The sequence below is a fragment of the Burkholderia sp. APQ4-4ca genome, from assembly GCF_057837105.1.
This window is the reverse complement of sequence record NZ_JBYQCG010000003.1, coordinates 6,237-27,343: the sequence shown is the minus strand read 5'-3', so window position 1 is coordinate 27,343 and position 21,107 is coordinate 6,237. Positions and strand designations below refer to the sequence as shown.

The following is a 21,107-nucleotide window of genomic DNA, read 5'->3' as shown; positions in this document are numbered from 1 at the left end:
CGGCCGGCATTTCATTCGATACGAAAAAAGGAGACGCGAAGTGATCAGGAGCAAGGTGTTGAACGCGATCGTCGGGCTGACGTTCGCCGTCGGCGTCACGGCCGGCGCGCACGCGCAGGAAACCTACATCCCGCTGATCTCGAAGGGGTTCCAGCATCAGTTCTGGCAGGCCGTGAAAGCGGGCGCGATGCAGGCCGCGAAGGACTACAAGGTGAAGGTGACGTTCGAAGGGCCGGAAACCGAGGCGATGGTCGACAAGCAGATCGACATGCTGTCGGCCGCGATCGCGAAAAAGCCGGCCGCGCTCGGCTTCGCGGCGCTCGACAGCAAGGCCGCGCTGCCGCTGCTGAAGAAGGCGCAGGCCGAGAAGATCCCGGTGATCGCGTTCGACTCGGGCGTGGACAGCGACATTCCGGTGACGACGGCCGCGACCAACAACAAGGCCGCAGCCGCGCTTGCCGCCGACAAGCTCGCCGCGCTGATCGGCGACGAAGGGCAGGTGGCGGTGGTCGCGCACGACCAGACGAGCCGCACCGGCATCGACCGCCGCGACGGCTTCCTCGAGCGGATGAAGTCGGCGCACCCGAAGGTGCAGGTCGTGACCGTGCAGTACGGCGAAGGCGACCAGTTGAAGTCGACCGAAGTGACGAAGTCGATCCTGCAGGCGTATCCGAAGCTCAAGGGGCTGTTCGGCACCAACGAAGGTTCGGCGATCGGCGTGGTCAACGGCGTGCGCGAGATGAAGCGCAAGGTCGTGATCGTCGGCTACGATTCCGGCAAGCAGCAGAAGGACGCGATCCGCAGCGGGCTGATGGCCGGCGCGATCACGCAGAACCCGATCGGCATCGGCTACAAGACGGTCGAGGCGGCCGTGAAGGCGATCAAGGGCGAGAAACTGCCGAAGGTGATCGATACCGGTTTCTACTGGTACGACAAGACCAATATCGACGATCCGAAGATCGCCGCGGTGTTGTACGACTGAACGTGGCGTGCCGGCGGCGATTGCGGCGATGCGCGCCGCAGCCGTCGCCGTCGCGGTGATCGAACACGAGGGCATCATGGGCGCAGTGCGTATCGATTCGCATCAGCACTTCTGGCGTTATCGCGCGGCCGACTATCCGTGGATCGGCCCCGGGATGGGCGTGCTCGCGCGCGACTACCTGCCCGATGCGCTGTGGCCGCAGATGCATGCGCAGGCGCTCGGCGCATCGATCGCGGTGCAGGCGCGCGCCGGGCGCGACGAGACGGCGTTCCTGCTCGACCTGGCGCGCGACGACGCCCGCATCGCGGCGGTGGTCGGTTGGGAGAATCTCGGTGCGCCGGCGCTGGCCGATCGTGTCGCCGAGTGGCGTAGCCCGAAGCTACGCGGTTTTCGTCACCAGTTGCAGGACGAAGCCGACGTCGGCGCGTTCGTCGCCGATCCCGCTTTCAATCGCGGCGTTGCTTGGCTGCAGGCGAACGGCTATGTCTACGACGTGCTCGTGTTCGAGCGCCAGTTGCCGGACGTACGCGCGTTCTGCGCGCGGCACGACGCGCACTGGCTCGTGCTCGACCACGTCGGCAAGCCGGCGCTCGCCGAGTTCGAGCGCGACGACACGGCGCTCGCGCGCTGGCGCGCGTCGCTGCGTGAACTCGGCGCGCTGCCGCACGTCGCGTGCAAGCTGTCGGGGCTCGTGACCGAAGCCGACTGGTGGCGCGGCCTGCGCGCGCAGGATATCCGGCATATCGAGCAGTGCCTCGATGCGGCGCTCGACGCGTTCGGCCCGCAGCGGCTGATGTTCGGGTCGGACTGGCCTGTGTGCTTGCTCGCGGCGTCGTATGACGAGGTCGCGTCGCTCGTCGAACGCTGGGCCGAAGCGCGGTTGTCGGCGGCGGAGCGCGTCGCGTTGTGGGGCGGCACGGCCGCGCGGTGCTACGCGGTGCCGGGTGATGTGAAGCGCGGCATATAAAATAGGCGCGAACGGTCGATGCGATGCATCGGACCGTCCGGAACGAAACCGATTACCAGCGTCAACGTATGTCCATCCAGCCGATTCAGAACCGCCGCCTCTACCAGCAGATCGCCGACAAGCTCAGTGCGATGATCGAGTCCGGCGATTTCCCGCCGGGCAGCTATCTGCCGCCCGAGCGCGAACTCGCCGAACGGTTCGGCGTGTCGCGCACGTCGGTGCGTGAGGCGCTGATCGCGCTCGAAGTGAACGGGCTCGTCAGCGTGCGCGTCGGCGATGGCGTGAAGGTGCGCCATCCCGAAACGGCCGCCGCGCCCGAACCTGCGCGGACACCCGGCGCGCCGGTCGCGCCGTTCTCGATCGTCGAGATCGATCCGGAGCTCGGCATCGCGCTCGACCTCGACACCGAAATCCCGCCGTTCGCGCTGCTGCAGGCGCGCCGGCTGATCGAGCCGGAAGCCGCCTCGCTGGCCGCGAAGCATGGCTCGGACGCGCAGATCGAAGGCATCCACGAAGCATTCCTGCGCAACCAGGACGACAACCGCAGCGGCTCGCTCACGCACCCGGGCGACCGGCTGTTCCATATCCGCATCGCGGAGGCGAGCGACAACGCCGCGTATGCGCTGATGATCAAGCAGTTGCTCGCGCACAAGTACGACTTGATGTTCCAGCGGCTGCAGTCGCTGTACATGCCGAACGACATGCCGCACCGGTCGGAGCGCGAGCATCGCGCGATCCTCGATGCGATCCGCGCGCGCGACCCCGACGCCGCGCGCCGTGCAATGGCCGAGCATCTCGACGAAGTGATCCGCATTTTCGGCCGCGCGCTCGATTGAGCGCGCGAGTCGACTTTCCGCATGTTCGCCAGCGGCGGACGCGATGCGGCCCTCCCGGTTGCCGGCGCGGCCTCCGTATCGCGCGAGGCCACCGGCCGTCGGGACCGAACGAACGCTGCGATGCGAGCGACGCGCGCCGGGCCGCCGGCATGCCGCTTGCGCGCCGAATGGAGTGTGACGAATGCGCGTGAACGATTGCCACAATTTCCGCGACTTCCGTAAGCTGGCCAGGCGACGGTTGCCGGGGCCGATCTTCAATTACATCGACGGCGCGGCCGACGATGAAACCACCTATCGACGCAACACGAGCGCGTTCGAAAGTTGCGATCTGGTGCCGAACGTATTGCGCGGCGTGCGCGACGTCGATCTGTCGGTGACGGTCATGGGGCAAAAGCTCGGCATGCCGGTTTACTGCTCGCCGACCGCGCTGCAACGCCTGTTTCATCACGACGGCGAGCGAGCCGTCGCCGCCGCGGCCGCGAAATTCGACACGATGTTCGGCGTGTCGTCGCTCGGCACCGTGAGCCTCGAGGAAGCCCGCGCGATCAGCTCGGGCCCGCAGGTGTACCAGTTCTACTTCCACAAGGACCGTGGCCTCAACCGCGAGATGATGAACCGCTCGCGGGAGGCCGGCGTGAACGTGATGATGCTGACGGTGGACAGCATCACCGGCGGCAATCGCGAGCGCGACAAACGCACCGGCTTCTCGATTCCGTTCCGGCTGACGCTCGCGGGCATGACCGAGTTCGCGTTGAAGCCGGCCTGGGCGGTCAACTACCTGACCCACGAGCGATTCCGTTTGCCGCAACTCGACCGGCATGTCGACATGGGCGGCGGCGCGATGTCGATCAGCCGTTACTTCACGGACATGCTGGATCCGTCGATGTCATGGGACGACGTGGCCGCGATGGTGCGCGAGTGGAACGGGCAGTTTTGCCTGAAAGGCGTGATGTCGGTCGACGACGCGCGCCGGGCGGCGGATATCGGTTGCACCGGCATCGTGTTGTCGAACCACGGCGGACGGCAGCTCGACGGTTCGCGCGCCGCGTTCGACCAGCTTGCCGAGGTGGTCGACGCGGTGGGCGACCGGATCGACGTGATGATGGACGGCGGCGTGCAACGCGGCTCGCACGTGCTGAAAGCGCTGGCGCTCGGTGCGAAGGCGGTCGGCCTGGGGCGCTATTACCTGTTTCCGCTCGCCGCCGCCGGGCAGCCCGGCGTCGAGCGCGCGCTGCAACTGATGCGCACGGAAATCGAACGGGACATGCGGCTGATGGGCTGCGCGTCCGTTTCGCAGCTCGGGCGAGATCAACTTCGCTTTCGCTGACGGCGGGGCGACGCCGGTCCTGCCTTCGGGCCGGCCGGCGTCGCGTGTTCAGAAGCGATCCGCGCGATACGGCGCCGGATCGGTGAACGGCGCTTCGCCGGTCATCATCTCGGCCAGCAGGCGGCCGGTGACGGGGCCGAGCGTCAGCCCGTGATGGTTGTGTCCGAACGCGAACCACAGCCCGCGATGCGCGGGCGCGGGGCCGATCACCGGGCGCATGTCGGGCGTGCATGGACGGAAGCCGAGCCACGGATGCGGGTCGAGCCGTTCGCCGAACCCGAACACCGGCCGCGCGACGCGTTCCGCGCGTTCGAGCTGCACGCCCGTCGGCGGAAGCCCGCGCCGTGCGATCTCGACGCCGGTCGTGAGCCGCAGCCCGCGCCGCATCGGCGCGATCACGTAGCCGTATTCGCGATCGACGATCGGTGCCGACGGCACGCCGCGCGCGGACGGCGCGTAGTGCATGTGATAGCCGCGTTTCTCGCGCAGCGGGATCTTGTAGCCGAACTTGCCGAACACCGTGTCGGACCACGGGCCGAGCGCGACCACGACGGCCGGCGCGGCCGCCGGGCCGTCGTCGGTCCGGACCTGCCAGCCGGGCGACAGCGCGTCGAGGCTCGCGGCGTCGCCGGTCAGCAGCGTGCCGCCGCCCTGCACGAACAGGTGCGCATACGCTTTGACGAGCGCAGCCGGATCGATGACGCTTTTCGGGTCGAGCCAGTGCAGCGCGCCGCAGAAGCCCGGTGCGAGGCTCGGTTCGTGCGCGCGCAGCGCGGCCGCGTCGAGCGGCGTGATGCCGAGCCCGTGGCGGCGCGCGGCGAGGCCGGCCTCCGCCACGCCGCGTTCGAATGCGGCCGGCGTGCGGAACGCTTCGAGCCAGCCGCTCGCGCGGATCAGTTCGCCGGCGCCGGCGCGCGCGATCAGCGCGTCGTGTTCGACGATGCAGCGCTCGATCAGCGGCAGCATGTCGCGCGAGGCCGCCGCGTGGCGCGGCGGCGCCGATTCCCACCAGAACCTTGCGAGCCACGGCGCGAACGCGGGCAGCGACGCGCCGTGCCAGTAGAGGTCGGTCGAGCGGTTCAGCGCATAGCGCATCAGCGTGAACGGGCTGCGCGGGAACGGATACGGTTCGACCGACGAGCGCTCGATCAGCCCGGCATTGCCGAAGCTCGTGCCTTCGCCGGGCGCGCCGCGATCGACGAGGGCGACCTTGCGGCCGCGATCCTGCAGGTGCAGCGCGGCGGAAACGCCGACGATGCCGGCGCCGAGAACGATGACGTCGAAATCCATCGATGGTGAGTGACGGTTGGCGGGGCGCTTGCCCGCGGTACGGTGCGCGCCCGGGTTGGAGAGTGTTCGACGCACAAGCATACTCGCGGCGGCGCACGGCACCAAGGGGTGCGTCGCTAACGGAGCATCTCGCGCCACGCGGCCGAGAATTGCCGCGCGGCGTCGAAGCACACCGCGTCAGCACCGGGCGCACCGATCAATTGCACCCCGACCGGCAGCTCGCCCGATACGAAGCACGGCGCGCTGACCACCGGCAGCCCGGCGAACGAGATCGGCTGCGTCAGCAGGCCGAGCGTCTTCGCGGGTTCGAGCGCGACGCCGTTGACATCGACGGTCGCGTCGGTGAAGCGCGGCGCCGCGCAAGGCGTCGCGGCCGCGAGCAGCAGATCGAAGCGCGCGAACAGCGCCGCGATGCGCGCACGCCAGGCGGCACGGTGGGCAAGCGCGTGCCGATACGCGGCGTCGGACGTCGCGAGGCCGGCTGCGAGGCGCGACCGCAGGCGTTCGGAGACGAGCGCCGCCGGGGCGTCGACCAAGCCGCGATGGGCGCGCGCGAGCTCCACGTTCGAGATCACGAGCGCCGCTTCGCGCACGCGCGCGACTTCGTCGCTGCCGACAAACACCGATTCGCCCGCCCGCAGGCAGGCCGCCGCGCGCCGGACGCCGCGTTGCGCATCCGCATCGGCATGTGTTTCGAAATCGCCGGTCAGTACGGCGACGCGAAGCGGGGCGGCCGGATCGTGCGGCGGGTGCGCGCGCCGTGCATCGGCTTCGTCCAGCGTGTCGTACAGCACCGCGAGATCGTCGATATCGTTCGCGAACCCGCCGACGGTATCGAGCGATTCGGCATACGGCAGGCAGCCGGCCCGCGAAAGCCGCCCGTCGCCGGGGCGAAATCCCCACACGCCGCACAGCGCCGCCGGCGCGCGGATCGAGCCGTTGGTGTCGCTGCCTAGCGCGAGCGGCACGTACCCGGCCGCGACCGCGGCGGCCGAGCCGCTCGACGAGCCGCCCGTCATGCGCGTCGGATCGACCGGCAGACGCACCGCGCCATAGTGCGGATTCACGCCGGTGGCGCCGCACGCGAGTTCGTCCATCTGCGTCGCGCCCAGGGGGACCGCGCCGGCCGCGCACAGTCGCGCAACGATCGGCGCATCGGCGACGGCGGGCGGCAATGCGGCGCGCGCCGGTGATCCGGCAACCGTCGCATAATCCGCCACGTCGATGTTCCACTTCACGACGAACGGCACGCCAGCGAGCGGGCCCGCGTCGCGTCCGTCCCGCACGAGTCGGTCGACGCGCAGCGCATCGCGCCGGGCCCGCTCGTCGAAGGTGGCTGCGCAGGCGTTGATCGAGCCGTCGCGTGCGGCGATGTCGGCGAGCGCGGCTTGCACGAGTGATACCGCGCTCACCTGGCCGGCCCGCACCTTGGCCGCCAATGCCAGCGCACTGCGCATCGAAGGCGCCGCGCTCACGTGCGCGCCATGAGCCGGCGCGGAATCGACAGGATCAGCGCGGCGGCAGCGAACAGCGTGAAGGCGAGCAGCGCGACGCCGAGCTCGGTGCTGCCCGTCAATCCCGTTGCATAGCCCATCAGCGTCGGGCCGACGAACCCCGCGACGGCCGCGCCGATGTTGACGAGCCCGGCGCCGCCCGCGGCCGCTTCGCCCGCGAGAATGCGCGACGGCAGGCTCCAGAACATCGCGAGCGTGCTCATGATGCCGGCCACGCCGATGGTCAGGCACGCGACCGCGAGCACCGGATGCGCGCGCATGCCGAGGCTCGCGAGCAGCGCGATGCCGCCGATCGCGACCGGCAGCGCCGTATGCCAGCGGCGCTCGCCGGTTCGCACCGAATGCTGCGCGTTCGCGACCATCGCGACCGACGCGACCAGGTACGGGATGGCGCTGACCAGGCCGATTTCGAGGTTGCTCAGCGACCCGAGCGCCTTGATCATCGTCGGCATCCAGAACACGAGCCCGTAGTTGCCGACGTTGTAGAGGAACGACGTCGCGAACAGCAGCCACAGGGTCGGCTCGCGCAGCGCGGCGCCCAGGCGGGTGCGCTTGCCGGCCGCTTCCTGCGCCATTTCCGCGTGGATCATGCGTTTTTCCGCGTCGGTCAGCCACGTTGCATCGTCGATCCGCTCCGTCACGCGCACGAGCAGGTACAGGCCGAGCACGATGGCGGGCAGGCCTTCGATCACGAACATCCACTGCCAGCCGCGCAGCCCGAAGCCGCCGTGCGTGGCGTCCATGATCCAGCCGGACAGCGGCCCGCCGACGATCACGCCGAGCGGCATCGCGAGAAACAGGAAGGCCATGACCTTCGCGAGCCGGTGCGACGGAAACCACACGCTGAAGTACGCGATCACGGCCGGAAAGAAGCTCGCTTCGGTCACGCCGAGCAGGAAGCGCAGCGCGTAGAAGCTCGCCGTGTCGCGGGTCGCGAGCGTGGCGACCGACACGACGCCCCACGTCAGCATCGAGCCGGCGAGACAGCGCTTCACGCCGATCCGCCGCACGAGCCAGCCGGCCGGCACCTGCAGCAGCAGGTAGCCGACGAAGAACAGGCCCGCACCGACGCCGTATGCGGCGTCGGTGAGATGCAGGTCCGTCACCATCTGAAGCTTCGCAAAGCCGACGTTGACGCGGTCGAGATAGCCGAAGAAATAGCAGACCAGGATCAGCGGAATGATGCGCCGGCTCAGGCGTGCATACAGGGCGCCGAGGCCGAGGGCGGCGGCTTCCGCATGCGCGGGCCGACCGGCTTGCATGCCGCGCGGCGTGGCGGCGCCGTTGGGATTCGTCATGGTGACTCCGTGCAGGTGGACTCTGGGGCGGTTGCCGTGACAACGCGAGCGCGCGCCGTCGATCGGCCGGTTCTAGATGTCGCGGCGCAGCGCCCGGCCGGGACGCGTGCCGGTGTGCCGGCCGTGTTCGAGCACGGCCCGCCCGTTGACGAACACGTGCTCGATGCCTTCGGGGCGCAGCGTCGGGCTTGCGAACGTCGCGCGGTCGATCACGCGGTCGGGGTCGAACACGACGAGATCGGCGTAATGACCGATCGCGAGCCGTCCGCGCGCTGCGATGCCGAACTGCTCGGCGGTGAGGCCCGTCATCTTGCGCACGGCGGTTTCGAGCGGGAACAGGCCGCGCTTGCGCGAGAATTCGCCGAGCACGCGCGGAAACGTGCCCCACAGCCGCGGGTGCGGGCGCATGTCGTTGGGCAGGCCGTCGGAGCCGACCATCGTCAGTTCGTGACCGATGATGCGCTCGACATCCGTTTCGTCCATCACGAAGTAGATCGCGCCGGCGGGGCGCAGCGCGTCGATCGCGGCGTCGACGGAATCGCCGAACAGCGGCAGCAGTTCATGGAAGTCGCGGCCCGCGAGCTCGGGATGCGGCTTCGACCACGCGAGGATCACGCGGGACGACTGATGGACGCGATCCGCGCGCAGCATCGTCGACGTGGCCGGATACGGATGGCAATCGAGACACAGCGGTTGGCGCGCGCGCTGCACGTCGATATGCGCGAGCGTTTCGACCGAGCGGCCGTGGTTGGCCTTGCCGGCCACCTTGTGATGCGACAGCACGACGCGCACGTCGAGCGCGCGCCCGATCGAGAACGCTTCGTCGAGCGATGCGATGATCGCATCGGTTTCGTCGCGCAGGTGCGTCGCGAACACGCCGCCCGTCTCGCGCAACGGTGCGCACACGTCGATCAGTTCGTCCGTCGTCGCGGCTGCCGCGGGCGGGTAGAAGGTACCCGACGAGACGCCGAACGCACCGGCCGTCATCGCTTCTTGCACGTCGGCCGCCATCGCCGCGATTTCAGCCGCGTTGGCCGCGCGGCCGAGATCGGTCATGTGCCGCACGCGCAGCGTCGAGTGGCCGATCAGGGCCGCCGTATTGACGGCGGCGGGCGTGGCGTCGAGCGCGTCGAGATATGCGCGAAAGGACGGGAAGCGGAACGCCTGCCACGCGCCCAGCAGGTCGAGCGGCTGCGGCACGTCCGTCTCGGCGAGCAGCGGCGCGAGGCTGATGCCGCAGTTGCCGGCGATCACCGTCGTGACGCCTTGCGCGACCTTCGGCTCGACGCCGGGATCGGTCAGCACGAACGCGTCGTCGTGCGTGTGGCTGTCGATGAAGCCCGGCGAGACGACGAGGCCGCTCGCATCGAAGGTATGTGCGGCCGTCGCGCCGCCCAGGTCGCCGATCGCCGCGATGCGCTCGCCGGTCACGCCGAGATCGGCTTCGAAGCGTGCGGCCCCGGTGCCGTCGATCAACTCGCCGCGACGCAGGATCACGTCGAAATGCATGATGGTTCCTCCAGAATCCGTCCGGATCCGGGGCGCTACCCGTTTCCGTCGTTCATGTTCGCTCCCATCGTCCCCAGCCATTTTTCGGGTGTCCAATGCCGTTCGGCTCGCGATTCATGCGAAACCGTCATCAATGCGCGCGCCGCCGTGCCGCCCCGCGGCGTGGCGCGCGGCGTCACGCGAACGACGCCTTCACCAGCGCATGGAGGTCGCCCGCGAAGCTGGACATCGAGATGGCGCGATGCCGAACGATGCCGACCGTGCGCTCGATCGTCGGGCTCGCGATCGGCACCGCGCGCACCGCGGGCGAGCCGTATGCACGCAGCGCGCTTTCGGGCAGGATCGCGCAGCCGACCCCGGCCGCCACCAGCGCCGCGACGCACGAGATGTGCTCGACTTCGTAGAACCAGCGGGTTCGCACCGCTTCCTGTCCCATCAGCATTTCGAGCAGCAGGCGGTTGCCGCTGTCGCGACCGCCGATGATCAGCTTCGCATGGCGCAACTCCCCGAGCGTGACGGCGTCCGCGCGAGCCAGCGGATCGTCGTCGTGCGCCGCGAGCACGTAACGGTCGGTGAAGAGCGGTTCGAACAGAAGATCGTCGTCGTCGCCGGGATGCAGGCTCACGCCGAATTCCGCGATGCCCGCGCGCACCTGCGACAGCACGAAATCGTGATTGCCGTCGAGGATCTGCACGGCGACGTGCGGATATTTTTCGGCGTAGCGACGCAGCACGTCGGGCAGCGCCTGCGCGACGATCGTCGGGATCGACGCGAGCCGCACCTTGCCGTAACGTTTTTGCGCGATGTCATGGATCGACGACAGCATCATCCCGAGCTGCGCGATCTGCTCGCGCGCCATCGGCAGGAACTGGCGGCCGACGCCCGTCAACGTCACGCTTCGCGTGGTGCGCTGGAACAACTCGACGCCGAGCGTCTGTTCGAGTTTCTGGATGCGGCGCGACAGCCCCGGCTGGGTCAGGTTCAGCTTTTCGGCCGCACGGTGGAACGTGCCGAGCTCCGCAACGGCGACGAATGCTTCGAGTTCCGAGTTTTCGACTTTCATGGCGCTCCGGTGTGTGGCCTAGATCCGGGCATTCGGGCATGCCGGCATTCCGACGTATGGTCGCGGGACAAGCGGATATTCTCGTCGATATCGATTCATTGTCCACCGCGCGGCCCATACGGCAGTCGAGCGTGCGCGCATGGCGGAACGAGCCGTTCGATGCAGACGAGGCGCTTGAATGCGGGGCGGTCGGATGTATGAAGTTTGCCGTGATCCGGGGTTCAATCCGCAGATCAATTTGCTGGCGCTGCCGCCGGTGCGCAGTGGAGCGCCGCGGCACCGATTCAGCATGCTTTCCGACATGATCTGGGGTGTATCCCACTGCTTCGGGAACCGAATTTTTACCTAAGATGGAAAGACTCGTGCGCGTGATACGGTGCCTGCACGCGCATGGCAGGCAGGAGGCAGGGCCGGGAACGACTGCGGCAGATGTTTCCATCATGGATGCAAGTGTGTGCGCGGCGGCTGCGAGTCTCGCAGTCGCATCGACGCCAGCGTGTGCGGCGGCCATCGCCGCGCGAAAGGCGTCCGGCCGGCGGGGCCGAGTCGCCACGTTCCGCCAGGCGTTTGCCGCAATCGTTTGCGTTCTGAGCGCTGTACCGGTCGTCGCCGGCGCGCCTGCCGTCATGGACGAGCCCCCGATCGATGCGGTGCAAATTGCGGCTACCACCACGCCGGTCAGTCCAACGGGTCCCGCCTTTTCGTCACACGACTCCGCCGTGCGTCAGGTGGTGCTCGGCATCATCAGCTTCACGCGCTGGCCAACCACGCCCGTGCGCCTGCATCTCTGCGTGACGGGCAGGCCCGACTACGCGGGCGGCCTCACCGACACGCTGCAGGCCGGCTCGACCGTGCTCGACGTGCAGCGCGTGCGCTTTGACGATCCCGCGCTCGGCATGGCGTGCGACGTCGTCTATCTCGGCATCCTCGGCGGCGACGAGCGAGCGCGGGTGAAGGCCGTGCTGTCCGGCCGCCCGGTGCTGACCATTGCCGAACACGATATGTCCTGCACCGCGGGCGCGATGTTCTGCATCACGGTCGAAGGCGAACGCGTCACCTTCGACATCAATCTCGATGCGGTCGCGCGCAGCGGCGTGCGCGTGCATCCGAACGTCCTCAATCTCGCACGACGGCCGGTGACGCCATGACACGGTCCGCGCTTCCCGTTCCCGCTTCGCGCCCGCCGCGCCCGACGCTGCAAAGCGTGCTGCGTCGCGCGCACCTGCGCCTCGCATTCGTCGCCGTGACGATGGCCGCGGTGTCGTTGATCGTCGTCGCCGTGATCGCGTTGCGTGCGTATGCCGGCAACAACCTGAACCTGCTGGCGCGCTCGCTCGGTTATACGGTCGAGGCGGCGCTCGTGTTCGGCGATCGCGTCGCGGCGAACGAGGCGATCGGGATGATCGCCGGCGACGAGGACGTCGCGCAGATGGTCGTCACCGACAGCAGGGGGCAACTGTTCGCGTCGTGGCAGTTGCCGGCCGGAAACGGAATCGCTCGGCTCGAGCGTGCCGTCGCCGATGTGGCGCTGCCCGGGCCGGTCACCGCGCCGGTGATGCATGACGGCATCGTCGTCGGCCACGTCGTCGTGCGCGGGCGTGGGCACCAGTTCTCCGGCTTCCTGCTCGGCGGCGTGGGCGGCATTCTCGGCTGCCTCGCCGTCAGCGTGTTCGGCGCGTACGTCAGCTCGAAGCGCCTGCTGCGCAACATCGTTTCGCCGCTGCGCGCGCTGGCGGGCGTCGCGCACGCGGTGCGGCGCGAGCGTGCGTTCGCGCGGCGCGTCGAGCCGACGGCGATCGCCGAACTGAACCAGCTCGGCGACGACTTCAACGCGTTGCTCGACGAATTCGAAGACTGGCAGAACACGCTGCGCGACGAGAACGCGTCGCTCGAGCACAAGGCGACGCACGACGCGCTCACCGGGTTGCCCAACCGCATGCAGTTCGAATCGCGCCTCGCGCTTGCGCTGTGCGATGCCACGTTGACGGGGCAGCGGGTCGCCGTGCTCTATCTCGACTGCGACCGCTTCAAGGAGATCAACGATGGTCTCGGCCACGACGCCGGGGACGCGGTGCTGATCGGCATCGCGTCGCGGCTGCGCACGCGGGTGCGCGAGACCGATCTCGTCGCGCGCCTGGGCGGCGACGAATTTGCGGTGATGCTGGCGGCGGTGCCCGAGGCGGGCAGCGTATGCCGGATCGCCGACGAGATTTTGTCCGGCATGGCGCCGTCGATCGAGCTGTCCGACGGCCGCGTGGTGGCCACCATGATGAGTGCCGGCGTTGCGCTGTATCCCGATCACGCGTCGGACGCGAGCGGCCTGCTGCGCGCGGCGGATGTCGCGATGTACCGCGCCAAGCGCGCGCGGCCGGGATCGTGGCAGCTGGCGGAGAGCGTTGCAGGGCCGGTGTGATGTCGATCGACTCGCGCCGCGGACGAGGCCGCGGCGGCGGTTAAAAGAAGCGCTTGCGGAGCGGGCGCGATGGAAGGGGATGCGAAATGAACCACTCGTTTCCTGTGAGCATGGGGCGGATGTGCGTCGGGAGTGCGCTGCTGCTGTGCATGCTGCTGGGGGGCTGCCAGACGCCGCCGCTGCATCGCGGGCTGACGCAGACGCAGGTCACGGCGCTGAAGTCGGCCGGGTTCCAGGAGACCGGGCAGGGGTTCGAGTTCGGATCGACCGGGCCGATCCTGTTCGATTTCGACCGGTACAACCTCAAGCCGGATGTCAGGCGGATCGTCGAGCGGATCGGGCGGACGTTGCGATCGGCGGGTATCAACGGGGTGCGGGTGTATGGGTATTCGGATAACGAGGGGACGGAGAAGTACGACGTCGAACTGTCGAGGCGGCGGGCTGAAGTCGTTGCCGTCGAGTTGGTCGACGTGGGACTCGACGCGAAGCGGATCGCGATCGTCGGGAAAGGGAAGCACGATCCGGTAGGAGATAACAAGACGCCGAGCGGGCGGGCGCAGAATCGGCGGGCGGCGATCGTGGTTTCGCCGAGGTGAGGCGACGCGTGGCGTGTGGCCGCCGTGTCCACGAGCATGCTGTGCTGTCCGTTTTAACGGTTCGCCACCATTGGCGCGAAAGTGCCCGCATGACCGTTTGCAAGCGGCGAGCCTTGATGTTCGCGCAAGGCAGGATGCCCATCGACGAATTCGTCGCCGCCAATCCGGCCTTCATTCAATTCACAGGTAATCAAAAGCCAGGTTGCCCGAATAAGATCGTTCCGCTTTCATGAACGCTGCGTCGTCGTAGGCGAATGCAGCGACGGACGGAACGAGTATGGCCATCGAACCCAAGGATCTGCTGCCGCACTTCGAACGCGAGATGACGCTGCTGCGTCATTCGATGCAGACGTTTGCTCGACGCTTCCCCAAAATAGCCGCTCGACTCGCGATTACGGGCGAGCATTCGGACGATCCGCACGTCGAACGCCTGTTGCAATCGTTCGCGTTGATGGCAGCGTGTCACGATATCCGTCTCGAAGATGACGTGCCTGCGTTCACCGGCAGTTTTCTCGATACGCTTGACGGCGCTTTCCTGCGCCCGTTTCCATCGTGCGCGATTGCGCAATTTCATGGCGACGGCAGCGGCCAACCGGCTGCGCCGCGCGTCGTTCGTCGCGGCGAGCGGCTGATCGCACCGGCCGGCAAGGAAGTATTCCGCATCGCGGACGACGTCGCGATCGTGCCGCTGACGGTGTCGTCGGTGCGTTACACGACGTCGGCGATCGCGCCGCGCGACGTCGCGTTGCCGCCGGAAACGACGGGTTTGCTGAGCTTCACGTTCGAGCTCACTGCGCCGAATGAGACGTTCGCCATCGTGCCGGACAGATTGCGCGTGCATTTCACCGGCGCGCGGGAAATCGTCGCGGCGCTCACCGATGCCGCGTTGCTTCTTGCCGGCCGGAGTTTCGTCGAAGCAGGCGATGCAACGCGCTGGAAGCGTCTGCCGGACGCGATGTTCACCGCCGTCGGCTTCGAGCCTGCCGATGCGCTGCTCGACGTGCGGCCCGACGATGCGCTTTGGCCGTTTCACCTGCTGATGGCGTATTGCGCGGTGCCGGAGCGTTTCGACTTCGTCGACCTGGATATGCGGGCGCTCAAGCGAAGCGCCGGCGGCAGCCGTTGCGTCGCGCTCCACCTCGCGATCGCGGGCGTTCATCCGGATTCGCATCGCGCCCAGCGCTTGGCTGCTGCTACGACCGACCACGTCCGGCTGTTTTGTACGCCGGTCATCAACCTGTTTCCCGACGACGCCCAGCCGATCGAGACGCGCGCCGGTTGCGCCCATTACGCAGTGAAGGCGCTTGCGCAGGCGGGAGCATCGCGTACGGCCATCTGGTCGGTCGACACCGTTCGCCATGTTTCCGACTCGGGCGCGTCGATGCTGGCGCCGTTCCGGTCGCTGCGGCATGGCGCGGGCATGCGTCCCGGATTGTTCTGGATGGTGTTGCGCGACGAGGCACGGCGGGCACCGAGTGAATCCGCCGATCCCCGAACCCAGGAGACGGAGACGACTCCGGCGCCAGCCGCGGCCGATACTGCCGAGTCGCTCCGCGGCGTCGAGCTGGAACTGGTCGACCAGGACGGACGACCTGCCGATCCCGGCCATCGCAAGCTGGAGATCCGGCTGTCCTGCACGCAGGGCGATCTGTCCGGGATGCGGGAGCGCGAGCTGGCGTTGCCCAGCGGCGACCCGATGGGAACGATTTCGCTGCTGAACCGGCCGACACGGAGCCAGCCGCCCGCTTTTCGCCATGGCGAGCTGTGGGATTTGCTGTCGCTCCTCGTGCCGCAGGCGATCCGGCTGGACAAGGGTGGCCTGACCCAGCTCAGGCGGCTTTGCGCGCGCTGGGCGGAGGACGCCGTCGACGCCGGCAGGCGCTTCGATGCGCTCGTGTCGTGGTCGACGGCGCGCGTGCGGTGCTGGCTGCCCGGCAAGCCGGCATCGGCGTTCGTGCACGGGCTGGAAGTGCGGCTGGTGGTGGACGAGCAGCGTTTCGCCGCGTTCAGCCTGAGCGGCTTCGCGCACCTGATGGACCGGTTTTTCGCACCATACGTGCCGGTCACCAGCTTCGTGCAGGTCGTGCTGTTTTCGGCCGCGACCGGCGCGCTGCTTCGACGTGGGGCGCCGCGCCCCGGCACCCAGCCGCCGGTCTAGTTTCTCGATTTTCAGGGCTCGAACGAAAACGTTTGCGGACGTCTTTCAAGCGCCCGGGTTTTACCCTACATTATCGAGGCCGCGGACCGGCGAGCCGGCCGATGGAACCTGAGATCACACGCAAGGAACAAGAATGAGTTTCGCTCCGAACGGGGGTATTCCCAGTGGATTCGGCGGTAGTGCGCTCGGCTCGTTGAGCGCGCTCGGGGGCCTTGCCGGCCCGGTGGCGTCGAGCGTGGCCGGCAGCCTCGGGCCGCTCGCGGGGCTGGCCGGGCACGTCGACACCGTCCAGCGCGCGCTGCAACTCGCGCAGACCGGCTTCTCGCTGATGGAGAAGACGCCCGGCGCCATCGCCGAAGCGATCAACGGCGCCGCCAACCCCGCGCGCCTGACCCAGCTCAACCGTTACGTCACGCTCGATACGCCCCTCGGCCCGGATGTGCTGCTGGTCAGCGCGGCCGTCGTCGACGAGCACGTGAACCGCTTGCCGGAAATCCACCTCGACCTGCTGTCGCACCGCCACGACCTGCGCCCAGAGGACCTGATCGGCCAGCAGGTCAAGATCCGCTTCGATCAGCAGGCGCGCCTGTCGACGCTCGAACGCGTCGTGGCGTCGGGCACTGGCGACAACGACCGCTATTTCGACGGCTACGTCGCGTCGTTCGACCGCGCCGGCAACCCCGGGAACGTCACGCAATACCACCTGACGGCGGTGCCGTGGTTCTGGTTCCTCACGCGCTCGACCGACTGCCGGATCTTCCAGAACAAGACCGCGCAGGACATCCTCACCGAGATTTTCCAGGAACACGGTTTTTCCGATTTCACGTTCGACATCCGGACGAGCCAGAAGCCGCTCGAATACGTCGTGATGTACCAGGAGAGCTACTACAACTTCTGCGCGCGGCTGATGGAGCAGGAGGGGCTCGTGTGGACGCATCGGTACGAGAAGGACAAGCACTTTCTCGTGATCGGCGACACGAACCTGCTGTTCCGCCCGATCGACGGGCTCGCCACCGTGCCGTTCGCGGCGACCGAGGCGAGCGAGGACAGCGGCATCGACCAGTTGCACGAAGGCCGGCGCTTCGGCGTCGGCAAGGTCACGTTCCGCGACTTCAATCACCAGAATCCGTCGTCGCCGCTGATGCTGGTGGAGGCCGGCCCGCAAAACCTCAAGCATGCGCGGCTCGATGCGACCGAGCGGTTCGAGCACCAGTCGCTGTACGACCACGGCGACGACGGCAACCGCTACGCCCGTTTCGCGATGGAGGCCGAGGAGGCGCAAGCCCATCGCTATACCGGCGGCGGCTACGCGTGGCGCATGACCACGGCGGGCGCCGTGACCGTCGCGAATCATCCCGTCCTCGAAAACAACCAGGAGTACGTGATCCTGCACGTGCGTCACGAGGCGGTGAACGACTATACGCAGCACAGCGCGAAGCTGCCGTACCGAAACAGCTTCTCGCTGCTGCCGAAGAAGATTCCGTACCGTGCGCCGCGCGCGACGCCGAAGCCGGTGATTCACGGCACGCAGTCGGCGATCGTCGTCGGGCCGAAGGGCGAGGAAATCTATACGAACGGCAGCGCGGTGAAGGTGCATTTCCCGTGGGACCGGCGCGGCAAGAAGGACGGCTCCGATTCGATGTGGGTGCGCGTGTCGCAACCGTGGGCGGGCGACGGCTGGGGCGCGGCCGCGATTCCGCGGATCAAGCAGGAAGTGCTGGTGGCGTTCAATCAGGGCGATCCGGATAACCCGGTGATCGTCGGCCGCGTGTTCAATGGCGAGCAGGGTAATCCGTATCACGGAGCGGCCGGGCAGACGATGGGGATCAAGAGTCAGACGCACAAGGGGCAGGGGTCGAACGAGTTGCTGATGAGCGACGTCAATGGCGCACAGATGCTCTACATGCATGCGCAGAAAGACATGCATACCGTTGTCGAGGATGCGCAGTGGACTCAAGTTCTCAAAGGCGACCGGACCGTCGAGGTTGGCAAGGGCAACCATACGACGGCTGTCGCAGTGGGCAACCTGTCGGACGTTGTAGTGCAGGGCAATACGCTGCATCAGACTCCGCAGGGCGTGCACACCCTGGAAGCCAAGGAACTCTGGATCAAGATCGGCGGCGATGGCGGCACGCGGATCCACATGACTGCCGACTCGATCGATATCTATAAGGGCGATTCGGTGATCCACCTGGATGACAGCAACATCAACATCCAGGCAGCTCGAACCGACATCAATCCGAAAAACGGCTAACCGCAATAAGGATAACAAAGCATGTACCAGATGCAGGAAGGCACGTTGGCGCTGCCCGTGGAGTGGCAGGACAAAACGATGAACGTATTTGTGTCGGCAGCGACAGGCACGGAGGGCGTGAGTTTCGTGATCACGCGCGAGCGGCTGCCGTGGGGCATGAAATTCTCCGAATATGTGACAAGCGAAATCCGGAAGGTGGCGAAGCAGGTTCCAGATTACGCCGAGGTGGCAAATGAAGACGCCACCGTGTCCGGGCGCGCTGCGCACGTGCACGAGTTTACTTGGGCGAACAACCAGGCGCCCATTCACCAGCGGCTGACGATGGTGGAATACGGGCAGGTTGTGCTGATGCTCACCTTCACCGCGCCCGGTACGCTGAGTGACACACAGCGCGACCAAATCCGGGCGGTGATTCAGAGCCTTCAGTTGCGCGATCCGATCTGAGGCGGCAATGTCGGACACGCCGAATTACAACGAGCCGAGCGGCAGCGCAAAGGAACGTCTCGATCAAATCGCCAAGCTGGAGGACGGTGAGGCCGCGAAAGCGGCCGAGCAGCCGTTTTACGAGCACCTCAATTATGGGATGCTCGGCGCCGATGCGGGCCTGACCGCCATTGAGGGGACGGCCGCTGGGCTGGGTGCCGCCGGTACGGCGCTGGCAGGTGGTGCGACCGGCGGGGCGGCACTGGGTGCGGGCGCGGTTGCAGCGGGCACCGTCATGCTTCCGTTGGCGATTGCAGTCGGTGGCGCTTGGGCGCTCGACAAGGTTGGCGTGACCGGCTGGCTGTCAAAGGAGTTCACGCAGGTTGGCGATGTGCTGGGCCTCACAATCGGCCGAGGCGATCCGCACCCCGCATGCATTGGCGATCGGATTGCGCACTCGTCGGGTTTTATGGGGATTCTCGCCGGCATTGCCGTGGGGGTTGCGATTGGCGTGGCGGTGGCGGCGACCGTGGCAACAGGTGGACTCGCCGGCGCGCTGATCGTCGGGGCATGCATGGCGGGCGGCCTGACGCTGGGTAGTGCGCTCGCATCGGCCAGCCAAAGTATGGGAACCAACTGCGGCGAGATCGTTACCGGTTCGAGCAATGTGTACTTTGAAGGTAAGAAAGTGGCGCGCGTCACGGACCTGGTGAAATGCGATCACCATTCCGGCGCGCCGCAGGCACTCGTCGACGGCAGCAAAACCGTGTTCGTCAACGGCCTGCCGCTGGTGCGGATCGGCCACGAGACTCACTGTAGCGGCAAGGTCAATTCGGGGCGCAACAGCATCTGGATCGACAAAACGACCGGAAATTATGGCCCGAAGAACCCGGAGTTGTCGGCGACTCAGGAGTTCCTGGCGGGTTTGCTCGGGGGGCTCGTAGGCGGCGGGGCGGGAAAGTTTGCCGGCAAGGGGCTGCGCGAAAAATTCAGACCTGAGCCCACCCGATCTGCGGAACAAAGGGGTATCAAGGACGAGAATCGACCGAAGTGCAAGGATCCGGTTGATCCGGTATCCGGAGAAATGCTGGAGATCCGTACTGATCTTGCCATTCCCGGAATCCTGCCCCTCGAGTTCAAACGACGCTATCGGACTCGATCGGACGATCATGGATTGCTCGGTCACCGCTGGTCGGACAACTGGTCGCAGCAATTGACGTTCGATGGTGGCCGCTTCGTGAGATACCACGACGGCGCTGGCCTTGTGATCGGTTTTGACGCGCCGGATATGGCGCTCAACGGCATCAACTTGCGCGAACCGCGTTATCGGCTGGTCGGAAGCCGGCTCGAACCGCGCATCTTCGATCGCGATACGCGGCAACTGCGTATTTTCACGCCGCTCGTCGACGGGCGTTCGTCTCGCCTCGAACGGATCGAGGACCTCGACGGCAACGCGATCGTTCTTTCCTACGATACTGCGGGCCGTTTGAGCGGCATGGCCCATAGCGACGGCTATCGGCTTGAGGTTGCCTATCCCGGGCACGACCGGCGGCTGCAACGGATCGTCCTCCATGATGCGGACGGTGGTTCCAGAACGCTTGTGGACTACGACTACCAGAACGGCATGCTTACCCATGTGGCGAGCTTCCAGTTTGGGCAGTTCCACTACGCGTACGATGAACACGGCTGGATGACCCAATGGCGGGATACAGACCAGACCGATGTTCGATATCGGTACGACACAGCTGGCCGTGTAGTCGAGACAGGTACACGGCAGGGCTATCACACGGGCCGATTCATCTACGAAGCCGACTGTACACGCGTGATTGACGTCGACGGCGAATGGACCTACGCCTATAACGACGAAGGTCTTGTAACGGCCGAAACTGATCCGCTCGGCCATTGCACTTACTCCGAATGGGAGCTTGGTCGTTTGATGGCCCGGATTGATCCGCTTGGCCGACGGACGGACTATCGATACGACGATCGAGGCCAACTGACTTCGGTCGTCGAAAGCTCGGGGAGGACGGTTGACTTCGACTATGACGACGAGCAGCGCCTAACCGGGGCACGCTTGCCGAACGGCGGCACGATCAAGCTCGAGTACGACCATCTGTATCGGTTGATTGCACGTACCGAGCCGGACGGCAACAAAACGACCTATCGCTATGGGCCCCATGGCGAACTGCTGCGAGTGGTTCAAGGTGATCGCGAGACGCGCCTGGACTACGATGCCCGGTTGCGGCTGACTGACATCGAGTTGCCAACGGGTGCACGCTTTCGTCGCAAGATAGACGTGCTGGGCCGGCTGTTGGAGGAGATGTCGCCCGACGGGCATGTGACGCGTTACGACTATGCTGATGGCTCGGCAAATCCGCGTGGTCTGCTGAGCGCGGTTACGCGCCCTGATGGCTCGGTATCGAGGGCACGCTATAACAGCGAGAGCCTGCCCGTCGAGTGGATCGATCCGCTAGGAC

At 66.9% G+C, this 21,107-nt stretch carries 17 protein-coding genes; 12 read left to right on the top strand and 5 right to left on the bottom strand.

Annotated features, from left to right (window positions below):
- Positions 1-40 precede the first annotated feature (40 nt).
- From AC3IFE_RS00315 to AC3IFE_RS00300, 4 genes are all read left to right on the top strand, one after another.
- The gene (locus tag AC3IFE_RS00315; RefSeq protein ID WP_489189225.1) at positions 41-982 is read left to right on the top strand and encodes an ABC transporter substrate-binding protein; all 942 of its coding nucleotides are present in this window, start codon (positions 41-43) and stop codon (positions 980-982) included.
- Between the two features lie 76 nt (positions 983-1,058).
- Positions 1,059-1,949, top strand: coding sequence for an L-fucono-1,5-lactonase (locus AC3IFE_RS00310; protein ID WP_489189245.1), 891 nt, complete (start codon positions 1,059-1,061; stop codon positions 1,947-1,949).
- 68 nt (positions 1,950-2,017) lie between these two features.
- The gene (locus tag AC3IFE_RS00305; protein WP_301738304.1) at positions 2,018-2,785 is read left to right on the top strand and encodes a FadR/GntR family transcriptional regulator; all 768 of its coding nucleotides are present in this window, start codon (positions 2,018-2,020) and stop codon (positions 2,783-2,785) included.
- A gap of 181 nt (positions 2,786-2,966) precedes the next feature.
- Positions 2,967-4,112: an alpha-hydroxy acid oxidase gene (locus AC3IFE_RS00300; RefSeq protein WP_489189224.1), complete on the top strand. Its 1,146-nt coding sequence runs from the start codon at positions 2,967-2,969 to the stop codon at positions 4,110-4,112.
- Between the two features lie 48 nt (positions 4,113-4,160).
- On the opposite strand, the gene AC3IFE_RS00295 is transcribed toward AC3IFE_RS00300, so the two are convergent.
- The 5 genes from AC3IFE_RS00295 to AC3IFE_RS00275 form a co-directional block, all read right to left on the bottom strand.
- Positions 4,161-5,402 carry an NAD(P)/FAD-dependent oxidoreductase gene (locus AC3IFE_RS00295; protein WP_489189223.1) on the bottom strand — a complete coding sequence of 414 codons (1,242 nt, stop codon included), beginning with the start codon at positions 5,400-5,402 and terminating at the stop codon, positions 4,161-4,163.
- 116 nt (positions 5,403-5,518) lie between these two features.
- A complete protein-coding gene (locus tag AC3IFE_RS00290; RefSeq protein WP_489189222.1) occupies positions 5,519-6,859 on the bottom strand; it encodes an amidase family protein in 1,341 nt (446 codons plus the stop codon).
- A gap of 14 nt (positions 6,860-6,873) precedes the next feature.
- Positions 6,874-8,214, bottom strand: a complete 1,341-nt coding sequence (locus AC3IFE_RS00285) for an MFS transporter (RefSeq protein ID WP_489189221.1) — start codon at positions 8,212-8,214, stop codon at positions 6,874-6,876.
- A gap of 72 nt (positions 8,215-8,286) precedes the next feature.
- Positions 8,287-9,723, bottom strand: a complete 1,437-nt coding sequence (locus tag AC3IFE_RS00280; RefSeq protein WP_489189220.1) for an N-acyl-D-amino-acid deacylase family protein — start codon at positions 9,721-9,723, stop codon at positions 8,287-8,289.
- A 175-nt stretch (positions 9,724-9,898) separates the two neighbouring features.
- The gene (locus AC3IFE_RS00275; protein WP_489189219.1) at positions 9,899-10,786 is read right to left on the bottom strand and encodes a LysR family transcriptional regulator; all 888 of its coding nucleotides are present in this window, start codon (positions 10,784-10,786) and stop codon (positions 9,899-9,901) included.
- Positions 10,787-11,226: 440 nt separating this feature from the next.
- Between AC3IFE_RS00275 and yfiR the strand changes: the two genes are divergently transcribed.
- The 8 genes from yfiR to AC3IFE_RS00235 all read left to right on the top strand — a co-directional run.
- Positions 11,227-11,934, top strand: a complete 708-nt coding sequence (gene yfiR, locus AC3IFE_RS00270) for a regulatory sequestration protein YfiR (RefSeq protein WP_489189244.1) — start codon at positions 11,227-11,229, stop codon at positions 11,932-11,934.
- Positions 11,931-13,199: a diguanylate cyclase DgcN/YfiN gene (gene dgcN, locus AC3IFE_RS00265; RefSeq protein WP_489189218.1), complete on the top strand. Its 1,269-nt coding sequence runs from the start codon at positions 11,931-11,933 to the stop codon at positions 13,197-13,199. The genes yfiR and dgcN overlap by 4 nt, the downstream gene beginning before the upstream one ends.
- 86 nt (positions 13,200-13,285) lie before the next feature.
- A complete protein-coding gene (yfiB, locus tag AC3IFE_RS00260) occupies positions 13,286-13,795 on the top strand; it encodes an outer membrane lipoprotein YfiB (RefSeq protein WP_301738296.1) in 510 nt (169 codons plus the stop codon).
- Positions 13,796-13,836: 41 nt separating this feature from the next.
- A complete protein-coding gene (locus tag AC3IFE_RS00255) occupies positions 13,837-14,028 on the top strand; it encodes a hypothetical protein (protein ID WP_489189217.1) in 192 nt (63 codons plus the stop codon).
- Between the two features lie 44 nt (positions 14,029-14,072).
- Positions 14,073-15,953, top strand: coding sequence for a type VI secretion system baseplate subunit TssF (tssF, locus tag AC3IFE_RS00250; RefSeq protein WP_489189216.1), 1,881 nt, complete (start codon positions 14,073-14,075; stop codon positions 15,951-15,953).
- A gap of 133 nt (positions 15,954-16,086) precedes the next feature.
- A complete protein-coding gene (locus AC3IFE_RS00245; protein WP_489189215.1) occupies positions 16,087-18,207 on the top strand; it encodes a type VI secretion system Vgr family protein in 2,121 nt (706 codons plus the stop codon).
- A gap of 21 nt (positions 18,208-18,228) precedes the next feature.
- Complete coding sequence (locus AC3IFE_RS00240; protein ID WP_489189214.1) at positions 18,229-18,651, top strand: DcrB-related protein; 423 nt, start codon at positions 18,229-18,231, stop codon at positions 18,649-18,651.
- A 7-nt stretch (positions 18,652-18,658) separates the two neighbouring features.
- Positions 18,659-21,107: DUF6531 domain-containing protein (locus tag AC3IFE_RS00235; protein WP_489189213.1), on the top strand; the 2,449-nt coding region annotated here is incomplete at its 3' end.

Coding starts and splice junctions, on each gene's coding strand:
- AC3IFE_RS00290 (WP_489189222.1), bottom strand. CDS start 6,859: ATGCGCAGTGCGCTGGCATTGGCGGCCAAGGTGCGGGCCGGCCAGGTG.
- AC3IFE_RS00300 (WP_489189224.1), top strand. CDS start 2,967: ATGCGCGTGAACGATTGCCACAATTTCCGCGACTTCCGTAAGCTGGCC.
- yfiB (WP_301738296.1), top strand. CDS start 13,286: ATGAACCACTCGTTTCCTGTGAGCATGGGGCGGATGTGCGTCGGGAGT.
- AC3IFE_RS00245 (WP_489189215.1), top strand. CDS start 16,087: ATGAGTTTCGCTCCGAACGGGGGTATTCCCAGTGGATTCGGCGGTAGT.
- AC3IFE_RS00305 (WP_301738304.1), top strand. CDS start 2,018: ATGTCCATCCAGCCGATTCAGAACCGCCGCCTCTACCAGCAGATCGCC.
- AC3IFE_RS00280 (WP_489189220.1), bottom strand. CDS start 9,723: ATGCATTTCGACGTGATCCTGCGTCGCGGCGAGTTGATCGACGGCACC.
- AC3IFE_RS00285 (WP_489189221.1), bottom strand. CDS start 8,214: ATGACGAATCCCAACGGCGCCGCCACGCCGCGCGGCATGCAAGCCGGT.
- AC3IFE_RS00310 (WP_489189245.1), top strand. CDS start 1,059: ATGGGCGCAGTGCGTATCGATTCGCATCAGCACTTCTGGCGTTATCGC.
- AC3IFE_RS00275 (WP_489189219.1), bottom strand. CDS start 10,786: ATGAAAGTCGAAAACTCGGAACTCGAAGCATTCGTCGCCGTTGCGGAG.
- tssF (WP_489189216.1), top strand. CDS start 14,073: ATGGCCATCGAACCCAAGGATCTGCTGCCGCACTTCGAACGCGAGATG.
- yfiR (WP_489189244.1), top strand. CDS start 11,227: ATGGATGCAAGTGTGTGCGCGGCGGCTGCGAGTCTCGCAGTCGCATCG.
- AC3IFE_RS00240 (WP_489189214.1), top strand. CDS start 18,229: ATGTACCAGATGCAGGAAGGCACGTTGGCGCTGCCCGTGGAGTGGCAG.
- dgcN (WP_489189218.1), top strand. CDS start 11,931: ATGACACGGTCCGCGCTTCCCGTTCCCGCTTCGCGCCCGCCGCGCCCG.
- AC3IFE_RS00295 (WP_489189223.1), bottom strand. CDS start 5,402: ATGGATTTCGACGTCATCGTTCTCGGCGCCGGCATCGTCGGCGTTTCC.